Below are 22,153 nucleotides of genomic sequence, written 5' to 3' on the forward strand. Positions count from 1 at the left end.
GGCAAAGTCGGACCTCGATCCGAAGCAGAAGACGTTCACCGATATCATCGTCAAATCCGGCAATGCGCTGCTCACCATCATCAACGACATCCTCGACTTCTCGAAGATCGATGCCGGCCAGCTGGTGCTCGACCCTGCACCCTTCAATCTGGCCGAGGCGATCGAGGATGTGGCGACGCTGGTGTCGACGCGCGCCAAGGAGAAGGACCTCGAGCTCATCGTTCGCATCCAGCCGGGTCTCGACGGCCAGTTCGTCGGCGATGTCGGCCGCGTCAGGCAGATCGTCACCAACCTGCTCGGCAACGCGGTGAAATTCACCGACAAGGGTCATGTCCTGGTCGACGTGACGGGTGAGCGGGTTCCTGCGGGAACGAGGCTTACCATTTCCGTGACCGATACCGGCATCGGCATTCCGGAAGACAAGCTGAAGCAGGTTTTCGAAAAATTCAGCCAGGTCGACACCTCCTCGACCAGGCGGCATGAGGGCACCGGGCTTGGCCTTGCCATCACCTCGCGGCTGGTCGAGATGATGGCCGGCGAGATCGGTGTCGACAGCGCCGAAGGCAAGGGTTCGACCTTCTGGTTCACGATCATGCTGCCCAAGGCCGAGCAGGGCGGTCAGCGCATCATGCCGGTCGACGTCACCGGCGCGCGCGTGCTCATCGTCGATGACAATGCCGTCAATCGCTCGATCCTCAGCGAGCAGATGGCGTCGTGGACGTTCGATTCCTGCGCGGCCGAAAGCGGCGCCGAAGGGTTGAAGGTGCTGATTGCCGCCGCCGCCTACGGCGTGCCGGTCGACTGCGTCGTGCTTGACTACCAGATGCCGGGCATGACCGGCGCCGAGATGGCGCGCATCGTGCGCAATACGGCGGGCCTGGCGCATACGCCCATCATCATGCTGACCTCGGTCGACCAGTCGCTTGCCGGCACGGCCTATCGCGACCTCGGCATCGATGCGCAGCTGATCAAGCCGGCGCGCTCCTCCATTCTCCTGGAAACGCTGGTCTCGACCATCCAGCGCCACCGCCACAGCAGCGCGGCGGCACAACCCGCCATTGGCAACGGCAGCCCTCCGCAAGCCGCTCCGGCGCAGACGGCGGCATCGGAGCGCGCCATGCTGCAACCGCCGCCGGCGCGGGCGCGTCCGCGCCCCGCCGATGCCGAGCGCGAGCTCGACATCCTCGTCGCCGAGGACAATGAGGTGAACCAGATGGTGTTCACCCAGATCCTTGGCGAGACCGGCTACCGCTTCGAGATCGTCGGCAACGGCCGCAAGGCGCTCGACGCCTTCGGCAGGCTCAATCCGCGCATGATCCTGATGGATGTATCGATGCCAGAAATGAACGGGCTGGAGGCGACGGGCGCGATCCGCCGGCTCGAGCAGGACATGGGCACACATGTGCCGATCGTCGGCGTCACCGCGCATGCCCTGAAGGGCGACCGCGAACGCTGCCTGGAAGCCGGTATGGACGATTACCTGCCGAAACCGATCAGTCCGCGGGCGCTGCTCGAAAAGCTCGAGCGCTGGCTGGGTTCGGACGTCGAGACCCGGCGCAACGCCGGTTAAAACGAGTTTGGCGAGCAGAACGGCGGCAAGAGGCTGACGCATGCGTATGGTGCGATCGCACCATACCAAAGCAAGCGCCAAGCTCGGACAATTGCGACATTGATTCCGCTCTTCGGTTACGGGCGGGAGCAGCGACCGCCAACAAGAAACAGCGTCGACTCTACCCCAACGGACCCTGTTTTCGGCGATGGCCAGGCCATGATCCGCTCTGGCTTACAGGCAACGCACTCTCGTCCGGCTTTTATTTCCCGGCGGCCGTCATCCGGCCGCCGGGATAAATTTTGTTTCAAAAGTCAGACAAGTTGCTGATTTCCGCGGCAAACTCCGGCCGGCCCTTCGAGGCTGGAGCGGACCCTTCCGTGCATCCCCCTTCAGGCGTTACCGGGCTGACACGAAACTGTCATGCGACTGTAATAATCGAGGGCTATTGCGCTGACCGGGCGCCGATACACGGGTGCCGAAAGACCATCTTCCGAACAGGAGCAGGCCACATGAGACATTTCATCCGCTCGGCGGCCGTTGCAATTGCAATGGCTGCGGCATCAACCCTTAGCATGGCCGCCGCGATGGCAGCCGACATTTCCGGCGCTGGCGCCACCTTCCCCTATCCGATCTATGCGAAGTGGGCCGACGCCTACAAGAAGGAGACCGGCATCGGTCTCAACTACCAGTCGATCGGCTCCGGCGGCGGCATCAAGCAGATCAAGGCCAAGACCGTGACCTTCGGCGCTTCCGACGCGCCGCTGAAGGGCGAGGATCTCACCTCCACCGGGCTCGCGCAGTTCCCGATGGTCATGGGCGGCATCGTGCCGGTCGTCAACCTCGAAGGCGTCAAGCCAGGCGAGCTGGTGCTCGACGGCCCGACGCTCGCCGACATCTTCGCCGGCAAGATCACCAACTGGAACGACGCGGCAATCAAGAAGCTCAACCCCAAGATCAAGCTGCCCGACCAGGCGATCGCCGTCGTCCACCGTTCGGACGGCTCGGGCACCACCTTCAACTTCAGCTACTACCTGGCCGACGTCAGCGCCGACTGGAAGTCGAAGGTCGGCGTCAACACCGCGCTCGAATGGCCGGTGGGCATTGGCGCCAAGGGCAATGAAGGCGTCGCCAATAACGTCTCGCAAACCGGCGGCGCGATCGGCTATGTCGAATATGCCTATGCCAAGCAGAACAAGCTCACCTATACCGACATGGTGAACAAGGACGGCAAGAAGGTCGAGCCGACCGCGAAGGCGTTCTCGGCCGCCGCCGCCAATGCCGACTGGAGCTCGCAGCCGGGCTACGGCGTCATCCTGGCCAACCAGGCGGGAGCCGAATCCTGGCCGATGACTTCCGCCACCTGGATCCTCGTCTACCAGAAGCCCGATGATGCGGCAGCCACGGCTGAAGCGCTCAAGTTCTTCGCCTGGTCCTATGCCAAGGGCGACAAGATGGCTGCTGAGCTTGACTACGTTCCGATGCCCGACAAGGTCGTGAAGAGCGTCGAGGAAATGTGGGGCAAGGACATCGTCGACAAGGACGGCAAGCCGGTCTACTCCGGCATGTAATTCCCGCTGAATGAGGAGGGCGCCTCTAGCGCCCTCCTGTCTCTTTCGAAATGCGAGGGGCTAAATGACAGCCGTTTCCGAAGCCGCGACATCGTCCGCCATGCGGACAAGAGAAGCGACAGTGCGCCGCTTCGCCGTCACCGACATGGTCTTCCGGACGGCGACGCGCCTTTCCGCCATGCTCGTGCTCGTTCTGCTCGGCGGGGTCGCGATATCGCTGGTCGCGGGATCGTGGGAGGCGCTGTCGAAGTTCGGCTTCTCCTTCCTGACCACCGAATCCTGGAATCCGGTCACCGAGAATTTCGGCGCGCTCGCGCCCATCTACGGCACCATCGTCACCTCGGCCATCGCCATTCTCATCGCCGTGCCGATCGGCATCGGCATCGCCGTCTTCCTGACCGAGCTCTGCCCGCGCCCGCTCAGGCGTCCGATCGGCATCGCGGTCGAACTGCTCGCCGGCATTCCCTCGATCATTTACGGCATCTGGGGCCTGTTCGTCTTCGCGCCGTTCCTGCAGACGACTGTGCAGCCCTTCATCATCGGTATTTTCCACGGCATACCGGGGCTCTCCAGCCTGTTTGCCGGTCCGCCCTACGGCATCGGCCTGCTGACCTCGTCGCTGATCCTCGCCATCATGGTGCTGCCCTTCATCACCTCGATCACCAAGGACGTGTTCGACACGGTGCCGGCGGTGCTGAAGGAATCGGCCTACGGTATCGGCTGCACGACCTGGGAAGTGACCCGGCGCGTGACCATCCCCTACACCCGCGTCGGCATCATGGGCGGTGTCATGCTCGGCCTCGGCCGCGCGCTCGGCGAGACGATGGCCGTCACCTTCGTCATCGGCAACGCGCACCGCATCAGCGCCTCGCTGTTTGCGCCGGGCACGACGATCTCGGCGACCATCGCCAACGAATTCACCGAAGCCGACGGCAACCTCTATACATCCTCGCTGGTATCGCTCGGCCTGATCCTGTTCATCATCACCTTCATCATCCTCGCGCTCGCACGCTACATGCTCTTGCGCATCGATAGCCGCACGGGAGCCTGACCGATGTCGACTGCCCAATCGCTTCACCAAAGCCGCAAGCGCAAGAATGGCGTGATGATGACGCTGTGCGTCGTCGCGGCGGGCATCGGGCTGGCCTGGCTGGCGCTGATCCTCGGTGCCCTGCTCTACAAGGGACTTTCCGGGGTGTCGCTCTCCGTGTTTACGGAAATGACGCCGCCGCCCGGCGATGCCGGCGGCCTGCTCAACGCCATCTACGGCAGCATCGTCATGACGATCATCGGTATCTTCGTCGGCACGCCGATCGGCGTGCTGGCCGGCACCTACATGGCCGAATACGGGCGCTTCTCGAAGCTCACGACGGTGGTGCGCTTCATCAACGACATCCTCTTGTCGGCGCCGTCGATCATTATCGGCCTGTTCGTCTACGAGCTGATGGTGCGGCCGATGGGGCACTTCTCGGCGATCGCCGGCGCGGTCGCGCTGTCGATCCTGGTGATCCCCGTCGTGGTGCGCACCACCGAGGACATGCTGAACCTCGTGCCCAACGCGCTGCGCGAAGCAGGCACCGCCATCGGCGCGCCGCGCTGGGTGGTGATCCGCTCGGTTGCCTATCGCGCGGCGCTCTCCGGCATCGTCACCGGCATCCTTTTGGCGATCGCCCGCATCTCCGGCGAGACGGCGCCGCTTCTCTTCACCGCGCTCAACAACCAGTTCTGGTCGAGCAATCTCAATGCGCCGATGGCCAGCCTGCCGGTAACCATCTTCCAGTTCGCTCTCAGCCCCTACGAGGAATGGCAGCAACTGGCCTGGACGGGCGCACTCATAATCACCCTGACGGTTCTCGGGCTGAGCATCATCGCCCGCAGCCTAACCGGACGCAGAGAGGACAGATGAAACCGATGTTGTCCACCGACCTGAACGCAGCCGACACGACCGTCGAGAAGGCCAAGATCGAGGTCAAGAACCTCAATTTCTACTATGGCCAGTCGAAGGCGCTGAAGGACATTAACCTGTCCCTGCCCGAGCGCAGCGTGACCGCCTTCATCGGCCCGTCGGGCTGCGGGAAGTCGACGCTGCTGCGCGTGCTCAACCGCATCTACGAGCTCTATCCGAAGCAGAGCGCCGAGGGCCAGGTGCTGCTCGACGGCAAGAACATCCTCGACCGCTCGCAGGACCTCAACCTGCTCAGGACCAAGATCGGCATGGTGTTCCAGAAGCCGACGCCGTTCCCGATGTCGATCTACGAGAACATCGCTTTCGGCGTCAGGCTCTATGAGAAGATCAGCAAGGCCGAGATGGACGGCCGCGTCGAGCAGGCGCTGAAGCGCGCCGCGCTCTGGAACGAGGTCAAGGACAAGCTCAACGCCAGCGGCCTCAGCCTCTCGGGCGGCCAGCAGCAGCGCCTGTGCATCGCCCGTACCGTGGCGGTGAAGCCGGAGGTCATCCTGCTCGACGAGCCGGCCTCGGCGCTCGATCCGCTGTCGACCGCCAAGATCGAGGAATTGATCGACGAGCTGCAGGCCGACTACACGATCGTCATCGTCACCCACAACATGCAGCAGGCGGCGCGCGTGTCGCGGCAGACGGCGTTCATGTATCTGGGCGAGCTGGTGGAGTTCGACCGGACCGAGAAGATCTTCACCTCGCCCCGCGAAAAGCGCACGCAGGACTACATCACCGGCCGCTTCGGCTGAGCTCATACGAGGACATCATCATGGCCGAACATACCGTCGCTTCCTTCGACGAGGATCTGAGACAGATCAGCCGGCTCATAAACGACATGGGCGATCTCGCCAGCTCGATGGTCGGCGCTTCGACCAGAGCCCTGCTCGAGACCGACAATGCCATGGCGCAGCGCGTCGTTTCCGACGATGCCATCATGGACGCGCGCCAGCGCGAGCTCGACGACCGCGCCATCACGCTGATCGCCAAGCGCCAGCCGATGGCCGACGACCTGCGCAACGTGGTCGGCTCGATCCGCATGGCGGGCGACCTCGAACGCATCGGCGATCTCGCCAAGAACATCGCCAAGCGCGTCGGTTCGGTCGGCGTCAGCGCCGCGCCGCGCGATCTCACGCATTCGATCGATTCCATGGCGCAGCTGGTACTGATCCAGGTCCAGGCCGTGATCCAGGAATATACGGTGGGCGACGCCACGGCGCTGGCCAAGCTTCGCAACGACGACGAGCGCATCGACGTCAAATACACATCCGTCTTCCGCGAGCTCCTGACCTACATGATGGAAGACCCGCGCAACATCACCGCCTGCACGCATCTTCTGTTCTGCGCCAAGAATCTCGAGCGCATCGGCGACCATGTGACCAACATCGCCGAGAACGCCTATTATGTGCTGACCGGCACGCAATTGCCCGCGAATCGTCCGAAGCAGGACGAGACGACAATGTCGGCGCCGGCGGCCTGACGAAGGGTACCTGCCAATGATCGCGCCACGCATCATGGTGGTGGAGGACGAGGAGCCGCTTGGGGTGCTGCTCCGCTACAATCTCGAATCCGAGGGTTACCAGGTCGAAGTGGTGACCCGCGGCGACGAGGCCGAAATCCGCCTTCAGGAAAACGTCCCCGACCTGCTCGTGCTCGACTGGATGGTGCCCGCGGTTTCCGGCATCGAGCTCTGCCGGCGCCTCAGGATGCGACCCGAGACCGAGCGGCTGCCGATCATCATGCTGACCGCGCGGGGCGAAGAAAGCGATCGTGTGCGCGGCCTCTCGACCGGCGCCGACGACTATCTGGTCAAGCCGTTCTCGACGCCGGAGTTCATGGCGCGCGTCAAGGCGCTGCTGCGCCGCGCCAAGCCTGAGGTGCTGTCCAGCGTGCTCAAGGTCGGCGACATCGTGCTCGACCGCGAATCGCACCGCGTCTACCGCAAGAAGAGCGAGATCAGGCTCGGCCCGACCGAGTTCCGCCTGCTCGAATTCATGATGCGCCACCCCGGCCGCGTGTTCTCGCGCAGCCAGCTGCTCGACAATGTCTGGGGCGAGACGATCTATATCGACGAACGCACCGTCGACGTCCATGTCGGCCGGCTGCGCAAGGCCGTCAACAACGGCCGCATGCCGGATGTCATCCGCACCATCCGCGGCGCGGGCTACGCGATCAGGGAAGATTAGGCCCAGGGCGCCGCAGTCCTGACGGGCCATGCACTTCCAGCATCCACGCTGGTGAGTGGCCGAGACGCTTGTGCCTCGTCATCCACGGGCGGAGCAAGGAGCGAAGCGACGCAGCGCAGACCCGAGGATCCATTCCGTGACGTCGACGCGCCGCGGCAGTCCAGAATTTTGCACCGCTGCGCTCGACGCGTGAGGTAACGGCATGGATTCCAGGGTCTCCGCGACGGAGCTTCGCTCCTGCTCCGCCCTAGAATGACAGCTCGCGGGGGGCTGCGCTAAATTTCAAGCGTCTGTTGCTGTCTTTGGAACCACTTCAAGGCTGCCTATGCCACGTTCTTCCCCGTCCCCGCTCTTGCCTGGCCTCCCGGCGCGAAAATCTCCTGGTCGACGAAGGTCAGCGCGCGCATGGCGCAGCCTTCGCGGATCAGCGGCAACTCGTTCGGCTCGGTGTCGAAGGAGATCGATTCGGAGTGCTGGCCGCCGGCCGTCTGGGCGATCGCCTCCCTTAGCGCCGACTCGATCAGGTCGAAGGCGGCCGCGCTGACGCCGACCATGGCGACGGGCGCCGGATCGATGAGGGCGAACAGGCTGCCGAGACCGAAACCAAGTGCTTCACCGGCCCGGCGATAAGCCTCCCGTTCGGGGCCGTCCCTCTCGCGCGCCTTCGCGGCAAGGGCCCGCATGTCGGCGTCGCCGACGTCGACCGGCTCGGCGTCCTCGCTCATTTTCATGGCGCTGCGCCAGATCGCATAGTTGCCGGCATAGGCCTCGACGCAGCCGCGGCGGCCGCAGCGGCAAAGCGCCCCGCCCGGGCGGTGGATCATGTGGCCGAACTCGCCGCCGGAGGAATGCGTGCCGGTGAATAGCGCACCCTTGAGCACGAGACCCATGCCGATGCCGTGCGACAACAGGATGGCGATGAAGTCGTCGCGATAGCGCTCCGGATCGCGCCATTGCAGCGCCACCGCCATCATGTTGCAGTCATTCTCCATGGTGGCGGAGATGCCGAACTCCTTCTCGAGGATGTCGGCGAAAGGAATGTCTGTCAGCGGCGTTATCGGCGACCAGAGCATGGCGCGTGCATTAGAATCGGTGATGCCCTGAATGCCCATGGCGATGCGGGCGACGCTGCCAATGTCGAGGTCAGGATCCTGCAGCCGGCGCCGCACGATCGCCACGCATTCGCCGATCAGCTCGTCGCGGGGCATGACAAGCGTGTCCAGGCGCTGCTGCTCCTCGGCAACAACCTGACCGGCATAATCGATCACGGCGACCGACAGGAAGTTCAGCGACAACACCACGGTCAGCACCGCGGCGGCTTCAGGGTTCAGCGCCAGGCCGATCTGCGGCCGGCCGCGTTTCAACGCCGTCGGCTCGCTGGCCTTGCTTTCGGTGAGAATGCCCTCCTGGATCAGGTCGGCGGAGATCGCCGAAATGGTCGAGTGGCTGAGCCCGGTGGTGGCGGCAATTTCGGTCCGTGATGGCTGACCGGCGCGGCGTACCGCCGAAATCACCATGGCGCGATTGCGCCGGCGCAAATCGTCGTGGCGGATTCCGACCGACATCGTTTCGCACGTCCTCCCCGGTCATCGCGGCCTTGTGATAATGCCATGGCCTGTCGCTGACACGCTAGGGATTGTGGCAGAAGCCAGGGGTTATGTCATTATTTATTGCGGATGCCGAAAAAAATGCCTGAGCCCATCAAAACCCATCAGAATCTCGGTTGACAGCGTCGTTATGCTGGACCACTATTTTTTTGAGGCTCGAAAAAAAGCCTCTGTGCCGGCCTTCGGGCCAGTTTGGGTCGCGCCGCACGGGCGCAGGGAGGATATCATGAAGAAATTTGCAGCCGCCATTCTGGCGGGCGTTGCCATGTCGCTGACGCTGGCGTCCGTGGCCGAGGCGAAGGACAAGGTGATCGGCGTGTCATGGTCGAATTTCCAGGAAGAGCGCTGGAAGACCGACGAAGCAGCGATGAAGGCCGCCATCGAGGCCGCCGGCGACAAGTATATTTCGGCCGACGCGCAATCCAATCCGGGCAAGCAGCTGACCGACGTCGAAAGCCTGATCTCGCAGGGCGCCAATGCGCTGATCATCCTGGCGCAGGATGCCTCGGCAATCGGCCCGGCGGTGCAGAAGGCGCTCGATGAAGGAATCCCGGTCGTCGGCTACGACCGCCTGATAGAGAACAAGGACGTGTTCTACCTGACCTTCGACAACAAGGAAGTCGGGCGCATGCAGGCCCGCGAGGTGTTCAAGGCCAAGCCGGAAGGCAACTATGTCTTCATCAAGGGCTCGGGCTCTGATCCGAACGCCGACTTCCTGTTCGCGGGCTCCATGGAAGTCCTGAAGGACGCCATCGACAGCGGCAAGATCAAGAATGTCGGCGAGGCCTATACGGACGGCTGGCTGCCGGCCAACGCGCAGAAGAACATGGAGCAGTTCCTGACCGCCAACGACAACAAGGTCGACGCGGTCGTGGCTGCCAATGACGGCACCGCCGGCGGCGTCGTCGCGGCGCTGACGGCGCAGGGCCTGGCCGGCACCGTGCCGGTCTCGGGCCAGGACGGCGACCACGCGGCGCTCAACCGCATCGCGCTCGGCACGCAGACCGTGTCGGTGTGGAAAGACGCGCGCGAGCTCGGCAAGAACGCCGCCGAGATCGCCTCGCAGCTCGCCGACGGCAAGAAGATGGGCGACATCGCCGGCGCCAAGGACTTCACGACGCCCGGCGGCAACACCGTCAAGTCGCTGTTCCTGACGCCGATCGCGATCACCAAGGACAATCTCAACGTCGTCATCGATGCCGGTTGGATCAAGAAGGACGAAGTCTGCGCGGGCGTGCCTGCCGGCAGCGTGAAGGTCTGCAACTGAGCCTTGCCGACCTTCGATCAAAAATACCTGCGCCGCGGCCAGGAGCGGTTCAATGAACCGCTCCTGGTTTTTGTTGCCGCAATCCCGGACGGAAAACCGCTACGCACTTTTCCTGGGATTGCTTTAAAGCCGCGGCGTTTTCTCAAAAGATTTTGCCGTTCTGCCTCGGGCGGGTAGCTTCTAGGCTGAGTTCCGGCATCCGCACCAGACGGCAAGCTGGCGGGAGGAAATCATGACCGACACGACGTCTACCCAACCGGCGGACACCGCGCGCGCGTCGGAACTCGGCACTGTGGCCCGGTTCCTGAAGGCGACCGAGCTCGACACCCGCATGCTGGGCATGATCGGCGCGCTGCTCCTGATCTGGATCGGGCTGCATGTGATTTCCAGCCTGCGCCTTGGCGTCAACCCGCTCGACTTCGACAGCCGCACGTTCCTGACGCCGCGCAATCTCTGGAACCTGTCGGTTCAGTCTTCGGCCGTGGCGATCATGGCCTCCGGCATGGTGCTGGTCATCGTCATGCGCAACATCGACCTGTCGGTCGGGTCGGCCGAAGGGCTGATCGGCATGGTCATGGGCTTTGCCCAGGCGCATTTCCTGGTTCGCTTCGTCGGGCTTGAACTGGGAAATCCCTGGATCTGGGTTCTGGCGTTGCTGATCGGCCTGGCGCTCGGCCTCATCATCGGCGCCTTCCAGGGCTTCGTCATCGCTTATCTTGAAGTGCCGGCCTTCATCGTCACGCTGGGCGGATTGCTGGTATGGCGGGGCGCTGCCTGGTGGGTCACCAGCGGCCAGACCGTTGCGCCGCTCGACGCCACGTTCCAGTTGATGGGCGGCGGCCCGGCGGGCTCGATCGGCGCCAAATGGAGCTGGGCCGTCGGCATCGTCGCCTGCCTGGCGGTCATCTTCATGCATTTCAACGGTCGCGTGCAGCGCAAGCGCTTCCGCTTCCCGCTGCGTCCGGTCTGGGCCGAGACGTTGCTTGCCACGGTCACCTGCGCGGTCATCCTGGGCGCGGTGTGGCTCGCCAACTCCTATCCGTGGCCGGTCGGCATCGTGAACCGCTACGCCGCCGCCAACAACATCACCGTGCCCGAAGGCGGTCTGTTCATCGCGCATGGCATCGCCATTCCGGTGCTGATGGCGGTCGCCGTCGGCCTGATCATGACCTTCGTCACCAAGCGCACGCGTTTCGGCCGCTATGTCTTTGCCATCGGCGGCAATCCGGAAGCCGCCAATCTTGCCGGCATCAACACGCGCTGGATCACCATGAAGGTGTTCATGATCATGGGCGTGCTGGCGACGATCGCGGCGGCGATCTCGTCGGCCAGGCAGAACTCCTCGACAAACGCGCTGGGGACGCTGGATGAGCTGCTGGTCATTGCCGCGGCGGTCATCGGCGGCACGTCGCTCGCAGGCGGTTCCGGAACCGTGCTCGGCGCCATGCTGGGCGCTTTGCTGATGCAGTCGCTGCAATCCGGCATGGTGCTGCTCGGCGTCGATTCGCCGCTGCAGAGCATCGTCGTGGGCGCCGTGCTGGTCGTCGCGGTGTGGCTCGACACCCTCTATCGCAAGCGCGTCTGAGCAAGGATTACAGAGAGGAAAGGGATCATGGCTGACAAGACCGCTCCCGCCGGCGTTCCGCTGGTCGACATGCGCAACGTCTCGATCGCCTTCGGCGGCATCCGCGCCGTCGACGACGCATCCGTCGATCTTTTCCCCGGCGAAGTGATGGCGCTGCTCGGTCACAATGGCGCCGGCAAATCGACGCTGATCAAGATCCTGTCCGGGGCCTATAAGCGTGACAGCGGACAGATATTCATCAATGGCGAGGAGGCTTCGATCTCCAATCCGCGCGACGCCAAGAAATACGGCGTCGAGACGATCTACCAGACGCTGGCGCTGGCCGACAATGTCGATGCCGCGGCCAATCTCTTCCTCGGCCGCGAGCTGATGACGGGTTGGGGCACGCTCGATGACGTCGCCATGGAGGCCGAGGCGCGCAAGGTGATGGGTCGGCTCAATCCGCGTTTCCAGCGCTTCAAGGAGCCGGTGATCAAGCTGTCGGGCGGACAGCGGCAGTCGGTAGCGATCGCGCGCGCGATCCTGTTCAACGCCCGTATCCTGATCATGGACGAGCCGACGGCGGCGCTCGGCCCACAAGAGGCGGCGCAGGTCGGCGAACTGGTCAAGCAGCTCAAGGCCGACGGCATCGGCATCTTCCTGATCAGCCACGACATCCACGACGTGTTCGAGCTCGCCGACCGGGTCTGCGTGATGAAGAACGGCCAGGTGGTCGGCACCGCGCGCACGACCGATGTCACCCAGGACGAGGTGCTCGGCATGATCATCCTCGGCAGATGCCCGCCAGGCGCCATTCCGGGCCCGGGGGCGCTGAAGATCGCGGCGTGAAGTCGAACGGGTAGCCGGCTAATTAACGGCTGCGTGATGTACCAGCCGCGGTGATGGTTTGACCGCGCCATTGTGTTGGCGCCGAGACTTGCCCATAAAGATCGTCGACCGTCCACGGGCCGCATCCTTGATTTGAAGAAGCTCTTTCCGATCGTTGCCTTTGCCGCCGTCGCGCTGATCAGCCTGACCATGGCAGGGTTCGCCTATTTCGCGACGCAGGAAGCGGCGCGAATCAAGTTCGAGGGCACGGCCGACGACGCGCTCAACCGCATCGAGAGCCGCGTCGACCTGCATCTGTCGCTGCTGCGTTCGACGCAGGCGCTGTTCGATGCCCGCAACGGCGACATCTCGCGCGGCGAATTCAAGGCCTTCTTCAGCGCGCTCGACATCGACGACAATTTCGCCGGACTGCGCGGCATCGGCTTCCTGAGGCTCGCCAAGACCGGCGACGAGGCGGCGGTGGAACGCGACATCCTGCACGATCATGGGTCGGCGCATCCGATCTATCCCGCCACGACGCAGCAATGGCGAACGCCGATCGTGCTTTTCGAGCCGCTCGATACGTCCAACCAGTCGTTCATCGGCTTCGATATGTTCAGCGAGCCGGCACGGCGGACGGCGATCGAGAAAGCCATGGCCGATGACCAGCAGCATGCCAGCGGCCTTATCCAACTCGGCCAGGCCATGGGCGCGAAGCAGACCTTTCTGGGGTTCCTGGTCTTCGTGCGGCTGAACGTGGAAACCGCGCCCGACGTCATCAATGCAAGCCGCTCCTCGACGGCCGGTTTTCTTTACGCCGCGTTCCGCGCGCAGGAGCTGTTCCAGGTGGCGCTCAGCCACGCGCCGTTGCTGCCGGTCAATGTCGAGGTCTATGACGGCAAGCCCGAGGCCGGCAATTTGCTGTTCCGGTCGGAAGCTCCTCCGGCGGAACGCATCGGCGCGAGGTTTCTGGCACGCCGCGATATCGTCGTGGCGGGCCAACCGTGGACTTTGCTGTTCAGGCCGACAAGCGCCTTCGAACCGCCGTCCTCACGCGCCATTCCGGTGATGCTCGGGCTGTTCGGCCTGCTGCTTGCCGGTGCCATCGCGTTGGTGGCGCGCTACCAGGAGCGCACCTATGAGGCGAAATCGGCGCTGCACGAGGCGACCGAAAAGAGCCTGCTGGAAAAGGATCTGATCCTGCAGGAGATGAAGCACCGCATCAAGAATTCGATCACCCGCGTGCTGGCGATCGCGCGGCAGACGGCCTCGCAAGCCACCGACGTGAAGGAGTTTTCGGCATCGTTCTCGGCGCGCCTGCAGGCCATGGCCGCATCGCAGGACATGCTGACGCGTTCGCGCTGGCAGAAAGCCGATCTCGGCGACCTGCTGCGCATCGAGCTCGGGCAGGTGTTCGGCAAGGACCTTCCCGACGGCGTGTTGTCAGGGCCGGAAGTGCTGCTGGACGAGACGACGACGCAGGCGCTCGGGCTGACCTTCCACGAACTTGCCACCAACGCGCTGAAATATGGCGAGGCCGGCAGTTCGATCAATTCGGCCAAGGGAAATTGGGCTCTCAAGGTCGACTGGAGAGTCGAGGGCCGCGGCCGCGAGCGGACGCTGGTTCTGAACTGGCGCGAGGCGGGTCAGAAGGAACTGGAAGCGCCAGTCAAGACCGGCTTCGGCACCAAGTTGATAGATCTCAACGTCACGCGCGAATTGCGCGGCACGATCGAGCGCGACTACCACGCCGACGGATTGAAGGTGGAGATCAGGATTCCGCTGGCCGCGTAAGGTAAATCAGCGAGTTGAATTTGAATTCAAAACAAACCGGAGGCCGGCTGCCGGCCCCCGGTCTTTCCCGTGCTGAACTAGTTGCAGCGAGCCGTGTAGATCCGGCCGCGATGATCGCGATACTGGCAATAGCCGTTGCGCAGGTTGCGAACCAGAAGGCCCGACCCGGCGCCGACGGCCGCGCCGATCAGCGCACCCTTGCTGCCGCCGACCAAGCCGCCCACGCCGGCGCCGATCAGGCCGCCGCCGACGACGTCCTGCTCGGTCGTTGTGCAGCCGCTGACAGCGACCACGGCAACCATGGCAATCATCATCTTCCGCATAGAATTGCTCCTCACTTTTGTCCTCACTTTCGGCAGTGCCAGCAACCATTTAGCATGAAAAAAGGTGCTTTGCCTGCCCGATTTCACTGTTGCCTAACGTAGTCTTTTCGGGGCGCTCGCCGTTCGACACGACAAGCATGCCGGGGCACCTCCAGCGATGCAACCGGCGTGCCGTCGAGCCGCATGTTCCAGACGATCCGATCGCAGTCGTCCAGCGCGGGATCCGCAGTGGCTGAGGTCAAAGCCGCGTGCGGGGTCAGAACAATTGCCAGGCCGCGGTCAGGGCCACGGCGGCCAGAAGCGCGATCGCGCCCAGGCGGAGCGAAAGATGCGACGACCGCGGCGACGGCGGAAGTTCGGCATCCTGGAAGCCGCTCATCGAGACGCGGGCGGCCTGCTCCAGCCTGTTCATGTCGGCAACCATCATTTCGGTCTCCCCAGGTCGCGCCGGGGCGCGGATGGGTTTCCGGCGCATCGTCAGCCGGGAGCACAGGATCGGACTTTATGGTGAACAGCCGGTTAAGGGCCTCCGCCGGCAAAGCGCTCCCGTCTCCGTTTTTACGCAATACGGACGGAAGGCTACGGCGAAGCCGCCTGACCGTTGCGCACTTTGCCTGGAATGCTCCTACGCCATCGGCGGCGCTCTCAATCGGTCTCGAAATTCCCGTGCGGGACGGTGAGACGGTATTCCATCCGGTCTCTGCCGATTTCCAGCGTTGCGGAGCCATTCAGCGACATCGGCACGACGCGTTCCAGCGCCACGCTGCCGAAACGCTTCTCATTGCGGGTGGCGTCGCCGACCGCCTCCGTCCAGGTCAGCAAGAGATTGGGCGAGGTTCCGTCTTCGGCCTCGAGCCTGGCGCGGACCTCGACATGGCCGTCCGGCCGCGACAGTGCGCCATAGCTCACGGAGTTGACGGCCAGCTCATGCATGGCGAGACCGATATGCAGGGCGGCGTTGGGGTTGAGGTAAGGATTTTCGCCCGCGAACCGCAGGCTTTGAGCCAGATCGCTGCTGTAGCGGCCGACCTGGCCGGATACGAGCTCGTGCAGCGCGGCTCCTCGCCAGTTGGAGGATGTGACGAGATCCTGCGAAGACGCGAGCGATTGCAGCCGGCCGCGAAACCGCGCCAGGAACTCGCCGAGCGTCTCCGTGTAGCGCCCGGTCTGCGTGGCGATGCTCTGGATGATGGCGAGGAGATTTTTCGATCGATGGCTGACTTCGCGCAGCAATGTCTTCAGGGTCTGCTCGCGGCGTTTCTGCTCCGTCGTCTCCACCATCGTCGTGACGACGCCGAGGACATCGCCGGCTTCCCCGCGGTCTGCATCGATCCAAAGCTGGAACCAGCGTACGCCCTGGTGCCCCGGAATGCTGAGCTCGAGCTGGTCCGGGTTGCCGGATTCGATCACCTTGAGTTTGGCGGCCCTTATGCGTTCGGCCTGCGCCGGCGAGAGCAGGTCCTTGCCGTCGGCTGTATCGGACGCCCAGGGCGCGTTCATGTTGCGCGCCCAGACCGTTTCCATCTGCCGATCCTGGTAGAGAACCGAAATCCCGGCATTGTGCAGGGCATGAAGCAAGGCACGCCCGACCTGCATCCCGCTTTCCGAAGGATGCATCGCGATCACTTCGCCGTCTTGCTTTTCAAGCCTGTCTTGCGTGGGACCTTGGGAAGGCATCGGAAATCCCCACTCGGCCCTTGAACGGCCCAATCCGCAACTTGTTCCGCACGAGTCGACACCCTGAAATCACAGGGCCCTCCAAAAACGGTCCGCCGGACGGTGCTCTTTCGAGGCGCCGTCCGGCGGTGGCTGGAAACCGTTTGAGGGGTGCGGCTTCCAGTGTTGCGGTCAGGCTCTCCTGAAGAGGCCTGCAATGAGCGAAATCACCAGGAAGGCGAGAAAGATGAAGAACAGGATTTGCGCGATGCCTGCCGATGTGCCGGCGATGCCGCCGAACCCAAGCGCGCCGGCGATGATCGCAACTACGAGAAATACGAGCGCCCAGTACAGCATGATGCGTCTCCTTCTTATGTCGGGAAAAGAACGTGGCCAGATGGCGTTTGTTCCACCATTTGCTGAAAAAGACGATCCCCTTGAGCGGGCTTTTCCGACCGCACACAGCCAAGCGTCACGCACGGCGCAAAGCCCCCGCATGACGTTCGAAGTCGAGCTTCGGAGGGATCAGGCGGCGGCCTTGGCCTGACGGTCGAAGAACAGGGCCTGGCTGATCAAAGCCTTGACCATGTCGGGATTGAACGGCTTGGTGACCAGGAAGGCCGGCTCGGGCCGTTCGCCGGTCAGCAGGCGTTCAGGGAAGGCGGTGATGAAGATCACCGGCACAGGCGTCGAGGACAAAATCTCGTTGACGGCTTCGATGCCCGAGCTCCCATCGGCGAGCTGGATGTCGGCCAGAACCATTTTCGGCCGCGTCCTGCCGAACAAGGCCACAGCCTCGGCATGCGTGCGCGCCGTGCCGACGACGCGGTGGCCGAGGCTCTCGACCATCTCCTCGATGTCCATGGCGATCAGCGGCTCGTCCTCGATGATCAGCACGTCGGTCGCAACTTGCCGGGAAATCTCGTTGCTCGCCTGGGCAAGCAGCTCCGAGAACTCATCCTCGTCGACGTCGAGGATCTCCGCCGCCTCGTCCTCGCTGAAGCCCTCGACGGCAACCAGAAGGAAAGCCTGCCTCGGCAGGGGCGCGATCGCATTCAGATTGGCCGCGGCCCGCTGCTCCCAGGCGGTCTGCGCCTGTTCCTGCGGCACGCGGATGGCCACGGAGGTGAACAGCCTGGCGAAAACCTTATACAGCGCAATACGGTCGCTCGAGGCTTCGGGGAAGATATTGGTATCGGCGATAATGGCTTCCAGCATCGCGGCGACCAGCGCGTCACCGCTCTCCTGCGATCCCGACACCGCGCGCGAGAAGCGGCGAAGGAACGGGAGATGAGGAGCGATGGTTGCGGACAGACTCATTATTGACGTCTCCCTCAGATGACGTTTCATGTTCAAGGCCGCATTGGTTGCAAGCCCCTCTGCATCAAACGCCGGCTTTCGGAAAAAGTTCCGCCGGCCGCGGAACTAAATTAGCAGGCGAGCGTTTCGCGTCTAGGGATGGGCAACCAGACGAGGGTTCCGCTTGCGTTGTGGTTTGAAGTCGAAGAGCGGCTCGGGTGCTGGAAATTAGGGCTATTATGAAGGAAATGTCAAAAAAACAGATGGCTGATGCCGCAAGCCGGCATCGGAACGGGGATGGCAATCCGCTTGGTGCAAACTCCGAAATCGCTCGCAAGCTCAAGCAGTATTATGACGAACTGGTCTCGGATCATGTGCCGGACCGTTTCGCTCAGCTGCTCAGCCAGCTGGAACAGACCGAACCTGCCCAGAAAAAGGACTGAGGCATGGCGGCGGTATCCCAGAGCTTCAAGACCGAGCTGCTCGGCGCGATTCCGAGCCTGCGGGCTTTCGCCGTGTCGCTCACACAGAATGCCGACCGGGCCGACGACCTCGTCCAGGAAACGCTGGTCAAGGCATGGGACAAGCATGAGAGCTTCCAGCCGGGCACCAATTTGAAGGCCTGGCTGTTCACCATCCTGCGCAACGAATTCTATTCGCAGATGCGCAAGCGCGGCCGCGAAGTGCAGGACAGCGACGGCATCATGACGGCCAGGCTTGCCGTTCATCCGGCCCAGCACGGCCAGCTCGATCTCAAGGATTTCCGCGGCGCGCTCGAGCAACTGCCGGAGGACCAGCGCGAAGCCATCATCCTGATCGGCGCCTCCGGCTTCTCCTATGAAGAAGCCGCCGAGATCTGCGGCTGCGCGGTCGGCACGATCAAAAGCCGCGTCAGCCGGGCGCGCGCCAGGCTGCAGGAGATCCTCAAGATTTCCGGAGAGGACGAGTTCGGGCCCGACGCGATCTCAGCGCAGGTCACAGGTTCGAACGCGGCTTAACTTTCGGGACGCGAAGGCGACAAGTTCCTGCTCGCGCTATTCGGCGTCGTCATTCGGCGCGCTTGACGTATCCGGCATTTCCTTGAGGAACCCGGATTCGCACCGACCATGATGTGAGCGCGCAAGGCGGCCTGAGATCGCCTCGGCGGCGACCGTCAGGCCGCCGGAGCGGCCCGTCCGCAGGCGATCGCCACGGCTTCGACGAGATCGTCGCCCGAGTAAGGCTTGGTCACCAGTCGAATGTCGGGGAACGAGTTCTTGACTTCGTCCGAATCCGCATAGCCGGAGGCGAATACGAACGGCACGCCCTCTGCGCGCAACCGCGCGGCGAAATCCAGGGTCGACACCCCGCCAAGCATCAGATCGACAACTGCCGCGTCGAAGCTCGAGGGCAGCGCCCGTCCGTCGATGTCGGCGATCTCTCGCGCGATCGTCACATCCGCGGCGCCGTGGTCACGGCAAAGCTGCTCGACATCCATCGCTATCAGGAACTCGTCTTCGAGGACGAGAATGCGCAATCCGTCAAGCAATGCTGTCACTTATGGGGTGTCTCCTTGGCAGTCGCACTCATGCGCGCAATCCGTCACGATGTCATTTAAAAAAGACATGGGCGTGACGCCCGGCGGAACCGCTGCTCCCCTCAAACGTTTCCTTGCGCCCCTAGGGCAGGGATTTCGAAGAGGGGTCGAAATGTCCGCACGTTTGGTTGCCACTCGCCAATATCCTTGCGAAAAATGCCCGCTGCGGCCGCTGCCGGCCTTCCGCGAATTCGACGAGCAGGAATTGTCATTTATCGACACCTTCAAGCGTGGCGAATTGGCTGTCGACAAAGGTGCGACCGTGCTGGTCGAAGGCAGCCACAGCGCGCATCTTTACACGGTGCTGTCGGGTTGGGCGTTCCGCTACAAGCTTTTGCCCGACGGGCGCCGGCAGATCCTCAATTTTTCCATGCCTGGCGACCTCATCGGCCTGCAGGGAAGTCTGATGGGCGAAATGCAGCATTCCGTCGAAGCCCTGTCGCCGATGCTGCTTTGCGTTTTCGAACGCGATCAGCTGCAGGAACTCTATCGCAACCATCCCGGCCTTGCCTATGACATCACCTGGATCGCGTCGCGCGAGGAGCGCATGCTGGATGAGAACCTGCTCAGCATCGGCCGCCGCACCGCGCTTGAACGCGCCGCCTATCTTATCGCCTTCATCGCCCGCCGGGCTCGCGGCGCCGGGCTCAATGGCAAGACACCGGTGCAGATCCCGATCACGCAACAGCACATCGCCGACACGCTCGGCCTCTCGCTGGTCCATACCAACAAGACGATTCGCAAGCTGATGGACCGCAAGCTCATCATGTGGCGAGACGGCGGTTGCGAAGTGATCGACTATGACGGGCTGAAGAAGCTTGCCCGCTGGGAGGGGCTAGGCGAGGAATGCAGGCCGCTGATCTAGGTTTGGCTTGCGACGACCGGAACCATGGCGCCGAACGGGCGTTGAAACCAACGCAAACACAAGGAGTTAGAGAATGGCAACCGCCGCAGGCAAATCCGCCACAGACGAAGCAACCGCCGCCGATCTGGAGGCCGATATCGAGCAACTGAAAGCGGACATCCAGCGACTCACCGAGCAACTCGCCACGACCGGTCAACACGGCTATGGCGCGGCCCGTCGCGCCGCCGCGGACGGCGTCGAGCAATTGCGCGCGCAGGGCGAAGCCGCGTTCGAGAGCATGCGCGGAAGCGCCGAGGATATCGAAGCGCAGCTGATCGCCAAGGTGCGCGAGAAGCCGGTGACCTCGCTGGCCATCGCGGCGGGCGTCGGTTACCTGTTCGCCCTGCTTTCCCGCCGCTAACCGCAGATGGGGGCGCTTGTCTCGCTGATCTCGGCCCTCGCCTCGGGCGAGGCGATGGCCGCGTTGCATAGGGCGCGGACCGCGGCAATCCTCTACGGGCTTGCCGCCATTTTCGCCTTGTGCGGTGTCGGCTTCCTCATCGGCGCCGCCTACATCTGGCTGGCGGTCCGCTACGGGCCGATGGCGACCAGTCTCGGCTTCGGCATCGGCTTCCTGGTGGTTGCCGGGCTCATCCTCGTCATTCACAAGCTGATGGCCGGCATGCGCAGCAAGCGCCGCGCGCGGCGGCGCCAGGCCGATATGACGGCGGCGGGCGTTACCGCCGCACTTGCCTTGCTTCCGGTCCTCGCCAAAAGCAAAGGCGGGCTTGGAGCCATTGTCGCGCCTGCCCTGGCGGTCGTCGCGTATGCTATCTATCGCGAGAACACCAAGTCCGGGCCGTCGAAGCCGGACCCGGAAGACTTGCCTTGAGCAGTGCCGGAGCGCTCATTTCAAGGACGATTCGAGCGGCATCGATATTTCGGCGAAGACGCCGTCCGGGCGAAATTCGTGGGTCACCTCGCTGTCGATGACCTTGGCAAGGCTGCGGCGGATCAGGATCGAGCCAAAACCTTGGCGATCCGGAGGCTCGACGCGCGGCCCACCGCTTTCGCGCCAGGTCAGCACCAGGCGGCGCGCGCCTTTGCGGCCTTGCGTCTTCCAGTCGAGATCGACTTTTCCCGACGACGCGGAGAGCGAGCCGTATTTCAGCGCGTTGCTGGCGAGCTCATGCAGGATCAGGCCGAGCCCGACCGCTTGATCGGGCGAGAGCAGAAGCTCGGGACCCGAAATCGCGATACGCGACTGGCGGCCCGTGTCGAAAGGCCTGACCTCGATGCGTGCCAATTCGCCGATGCCAATGCCGCGCCATTCGCGGTCGGACAGCAGGCTATGGGCGGCGCCGAGCGCCTGCAGCCTGGCACCGAAGGCCTCCAGGAACGCACTCGGCTGGCGAGCGTGGCGGACGGTCTGCGTCGCCAGCGCCTGCACGGTCGCCAATGTGTTCTTGACGCGGTGGTTGAGCTCACGCAGCAAGAGGCGCTGCCGCTCGTCGCCGAGCTTGCGCTCGGTTATGTCGTAGTTGACGCCGAAGATCAGCGTCGGCTTGCCCTCGCCATCGCGTTCGATCACGCGTCCGCGCGTGGCGATCCAGCGGAGTGGATGGGACCCCTTGACCCGGTACTCGCCAAAATAGTCGTCGCTGCCGCTCAGCGCGTCGCGGAAACGTGTCTCGGTCTGATAGACGTCGCGCGGGTCGATGGCGCGCAGGATGTCGCGCGCCTTCAGCCGGTTCGAAGGCGGCAGGTTGAAAAGCTCGGCCAGAAGTGTGTCGCATTCGATCATGTCGGTGCGTATGTCCCACGCCCAGCTCGCCAGCGAGGCGGCGTCGAGCGCGATGGCGCGGCGCTTTTCCTCGCGCGCCAGTTCCGCCTTGGCGATGGCGCCGTCGCGGGTGGCGTCCTTCAGCGTGAACAGGCTGGCCGCGAGGTCGGCCAGCGTCCTCAGCTTCGCCAGCTTGTCCTCGGCCGGAAACGGTCTCGGCTGGCGATCGAGCACGCAGAGCGTCCCGATCCTGGCACCGGCCACCACCATCGGCACGCCGACAAAAAAACGGATGTGCTGCTTGCCCGTGACCAGCGGATTGTCGGCGAAACGCGGATCGAGCGTGGCGTCG

At 63.7% G+C, this 22,153-nt stretch carries 24 protein-coding genes; 16 read left to right on the top strand and 8 right to left on the bottom strand.

Translation table 11 applies throughout. The annotated features are described in order from the left end of the window. The 7 genes from FJ980_RS22135 to phoB form a co-directional block, all read left to right on the top strand. A partial coding sequence (locus tag FJ980_RS22135) for a response regulator (RefSeq protein WP_140545893.1) occupies positions 1-1,570 on the top strand: 1,570 nt, incomplete at its 5' end. Positions 1,571-2,061: 491 nt separating this feature from the next. Further along, positions 2,062-3,120: a phosphate ABC transporter substrate-binding protein PstS gene (gene pstS, locus FJ980_RS22140; protein ID WP_140545894.1), complete on the top strand. Its 1,059-nt coding sequence runs from the start codon at positions 2,062-2,064 to the stop codon at positions 3,118-3,120. Positions 3,121-3,184: 64 nt separating this feature from the next. Then, on the top strand, positions 3,185-4,171 hold the full coding sequence (gene pstC / locus FJ980_RS22145) for a phosphate ABC transporter permease subunit PstC (RefSeq protein ID WP_140545895.1): 987 nt from the start codon (positions 3,185-3,187) through the stop codon (positions 4,169-4,171). Between the two features lie 3 nt (positions 4,172-4,174). Then, complete coding sequence (gene pstA / locus FJ980_RS22150; RefSeq protein ID WP_140545896.1) at positions 4,175-5,026, top strand: phosphate ABC transporter permease PstA; 852 nt, start codon at positions 4,175-4,177, stop codon at positions 5,024-5,026. Continuing rightward, positions 5,023-5,826 (top strand): phosphate ABC transporter ATP-binding protein PstB, encoded by an 804-nt coding sequence (gene pstB / locus FJ980_RS22155; RefSeq protein WP_140545897.1) that lies wholly within the window; start codon positions 5,023-5,025, stop codon positions 5,824-5,826. The genes pstA and pstB overlap by 4 nt, the downstream gene beginning before the upstream one ends. A gap of 20 nt (positions 5,827-5,846) precedes the next feature. Continuing rightward, positions 5,847-6,554 carry a phosphate signaling complex protein PhoU gene (phoU, locus tag FJ980_RS22160; RefSeq protein WP_140545898.1) on the top strand — a complete coding sequence of 236 codons (708 nt, stop codon included), beginning with the start codon at positions 5,847-5,849 and terminating at the stop codon, positions 6,552-6,554. Positions 6,555-6,570: 16 nt separating this feature from the next. After that, the gene (phoB, locus tag FJ980_RS22165) at positions 6,571-7,260 is read left to right on the top strand and encodes a phosphate regulon transcriptional regulator PhoB (RefSeq protein ID WP_010911896.1); all 690 of its coding nucleotides are present in this window, start codon (positions 6,571-6,573) and stop codon (positions 7,258-7,260) included. A 323-nt stretch (positions 7,261-7,583) separates the two neighbouring features. Here phoB and FJ980_RS22170 read toward each other — a convergent pair whose 3' ends face one another. Beyond that, positions 7,584-8,825: an ROK family protein gene (locus tag FJ980_RS22170; RefSeq protein ID WP_140545899.1), complete on the bottom strand. Its 1,242-nt coding sequence runs from the start codon at positions 8,823-8,825 to the stop codon at positions 7,584-7,586. 268 nt (positions 8,826-9,093) lie between these two features. On the opposite strand from FJ980_RS22170, the gene xylF reads away from it, so the two are divergent. The 4 genes from xylF to FJ980_RS22190 all read left to right on the top strand — a co-directional run bounded on the left by xylF (position 9,094) and on the right by FJ980_RS22190 (position 14,320). Continuing rightward, positions 9,094-10,134: a D-xylose ABC transporter substrate-binding protein gene (gene xylF, locus FJ980_RS22175; protein ID WP_140545900.1), complete on the top strand. Its 1,041-nt coding sequence runs from the start codon at positions 9,094-9,096 to the stop codon at positions 10,132-10,134. A gap of 232 nt (positions 10,135-10,366) precedes the next feature. Further along, positions 10,367-11,719, top strand: coding sequence for a sugar ABC transporter permease (locus FJ980_RS22180; RefSeq protein ID WP_140545901.1), 1,353 nt, complete (start codon positions 10,367-10,369; stop codon positions 11,717-11,719). A 27-nt stretch (positions 11,720-11,746) separates the two neighbouring features. Beyond that, entirely contained in the window at positions 11,747-12,547 is an 801-nt protein-coding gene (locus FJ980_RS22185; RefSeq protein WP_140545902.1) for an ATP-binding cassette domain-containing protein, read from the top strand. A gap of 132 nt (positions 12,548-12,679) precedes the next feature. Then, positions 12,680-14,320 carry a CHASE domain-containing protein gene (locus FJ980_RS22190; RefSeq protein ID WP_140545903.1) on the top strand — a complete coding sequence of 547 codons (1,641 nt, stop codon included), beginning with the start codon at positions 12,680-12,682 and terminating at the stop codon, positions 14,318-14,320. A gap of 77 nt (positions 14,321-14,397) precedes the next feature. On the opposite strand, the gene FJ980_RS22195 is transcribed toward FJ980_RS22190, so the two are convergent. The 5 genes from FJ980_RS22195 to FJ980_RS22210 form a co-directional block, all read right to left on the bottom strand. Further along, the gene (locus FJ980_RS22195; RefSeq protein WP_095767375.1) at positions 14,398-14,643 is read right to left on the bottom strand and encodes a YMGG-like glycine zipper-containing protein; all 246 of its coding nucleotides are present in this window, start codon (positions 14,641-14,643) and stop codon (positions 14,398-14,400) included. Between the two features lie 256 nt (positions 14,644-14,899). Beyond that, on the bottom strand, positions 14,900-15,070 hold the full coding sequence (locus tag FJ980_RS34765; protein ID WP_181181287.1) for a hypothetical protein: 171 nt from the start codon (positions 15,068-15,070) through the stop codon (positions 14,900-14,902). A 218-nt stretch (positions 15,071-15,288) separates the two neighbouring features. Further along, the gene (locus tag FJ980_RS22200) at positions 15,289-16,239 is read right to left on the bottom strand and encodes a sensor histidine kinase (protein WP_246676508.1); all 951 of its coding nucleotides are present in this window, start codon (positions 16,237-16,239) and stop codon (positions 15,289-15,291) included. Positions 16,240-16,491: 252 nt separating this feature from the next. Continuing rightward, complete coding sequence (locus FJ980_RS22205; protein WP_018429836.1) at positions 16,492-16,656, bottom strand: DUF1328 domain-containing protein; 165 nt, start codon at positions 16,654-16,656, stop codon at positions 16,492-16,494. Positions 16,657-16,824: 168 nt separating this feature from the next. Continuing rightward, complete coding sequence (locus tag FJ980_RS22210; RefSeq protein WP_095767378.1) at positions 16,825-17,619, bottom strand: response regulator; 795 nt, start codon at positions 17,617-17,619, stop codon at positions 16,825-16,827. 218 nt (positions 17,620-17,837) lie between these two features. On the opposite strand from FJ980_RS22210, the gene FJ980_RS22215 reads away from it, so the two are divergent. Both FJ980_RS22215 and FJ980_RS22220 read left to right on the top strand, forming a co-directional pair. Beyond that, positions 17,838-18,041: a NepR family anti-sigma factor gene (locus tag FJ980_RS22215; protein WP_095767379.1), complete on the top strand. Its 204-nt coding sequence runs from the start codon at positions 17,838-17,840 to the stop codon at positions 18,039-18,041. A 3-nt stretch (positions 18,042-18,044) separates the two neighbouring features. Next, the gene (locus FJ980_RS22220) at positions 18,045-18,596 is read left to right on the top strand and encodes an RNA polymerase sigma factor (protein WP_040985057.1); all 552 of its coding nucleotides are present in this window, start codon (positions 18,045-18,047) and stop codon (positions 18,594-18,596) included. A gap of 155 nt (positions 18,597-18,751) precedes the next feature. On the opposite strand, the gene FJ980_RS22225 is transcribed toward FJ980_RS22220, so the two are convergent. Then, the gene (locus tag FJ980_RS22225) at positions 18,752-19,135 is read right to left on the bottom strand and encodes a response regulator (protein ID WP_140545905.1); all 384 of its coding nucleotides are present in this window, start codon (positions 19,133-19,135) and stop codon (positions 18,752-18,754) included. Between the two features lie 151 nt (positions 19,136-19,286). Between FJ980_RS22225 and FJ980_RS22230 the strand changes: the two genes are divergently transcribed. The 3 genes from FJ980_RS22230 to FJ980_RS22240 all read left to right on the top strand — a co-directional run bounded on the left by FJ980_RS22230 (position 19,287) and on the right by FJ980_RS22240 (position 20,910). Next, positions 19,287-20,039 carry a Crp/Fnr family transcriptional regulator gene (locus FJ980_RS22230; protein WP_095767381.1) on the top strand — a complete coding sequence of 251 codons (753 nt, stop codon included), beginning with the start codon at positions 19,287-19,289 and terminating at the stop codon, positions 20,037-20,039. Between the two features lie 73 nt (positions 20,040-20,112). Beyond that, positions 20,113-20,439 (top strand): DUF883 family protein, encoded by a 327-nt coding sequence (locus FJ980_RS22235; RefSeq protein ID WP_140545906.1) that lies wholly within the window; start codon positions 20,113-20,115, stop codon positions 20,437-20,439. 6 nt (positions 20,440-20,445) lie between these two features. Then, on the top strand, positions 20,446-20,910 hold the full coding sequence (locus FJ980_RS22240) for a phage holin family protein (RefSeq protein ID WP_140545907.1): 465 nt from the start codon (positions 20,446-20,448) through the stop codon (positions 20,908-20,910). Positions 20,911-20,925: 15 nt separating this feature from the next. Here FJ980_RS22240 and FJ980_RS22245 read toward each other — a convergent pair. Next, a partial coding sequence (locus tag FJ980_RS22245) for an HWE histidine kinase domain-containing protein (RefSeq protein ID WP_140545908.1) occupies positions 20,926-22,153 on the bottom strand: 1,228 nt, incomplete at its 5' end.

This window comes from Mesorhizobium sp. B1-1-5, from assembly GCF_006443065.1.
GTDB lineage: Bacteria > Pseudomonadota > Alphaproteobacteria > Rhizobiales > Rhizobiaceae > Mesorhizobium.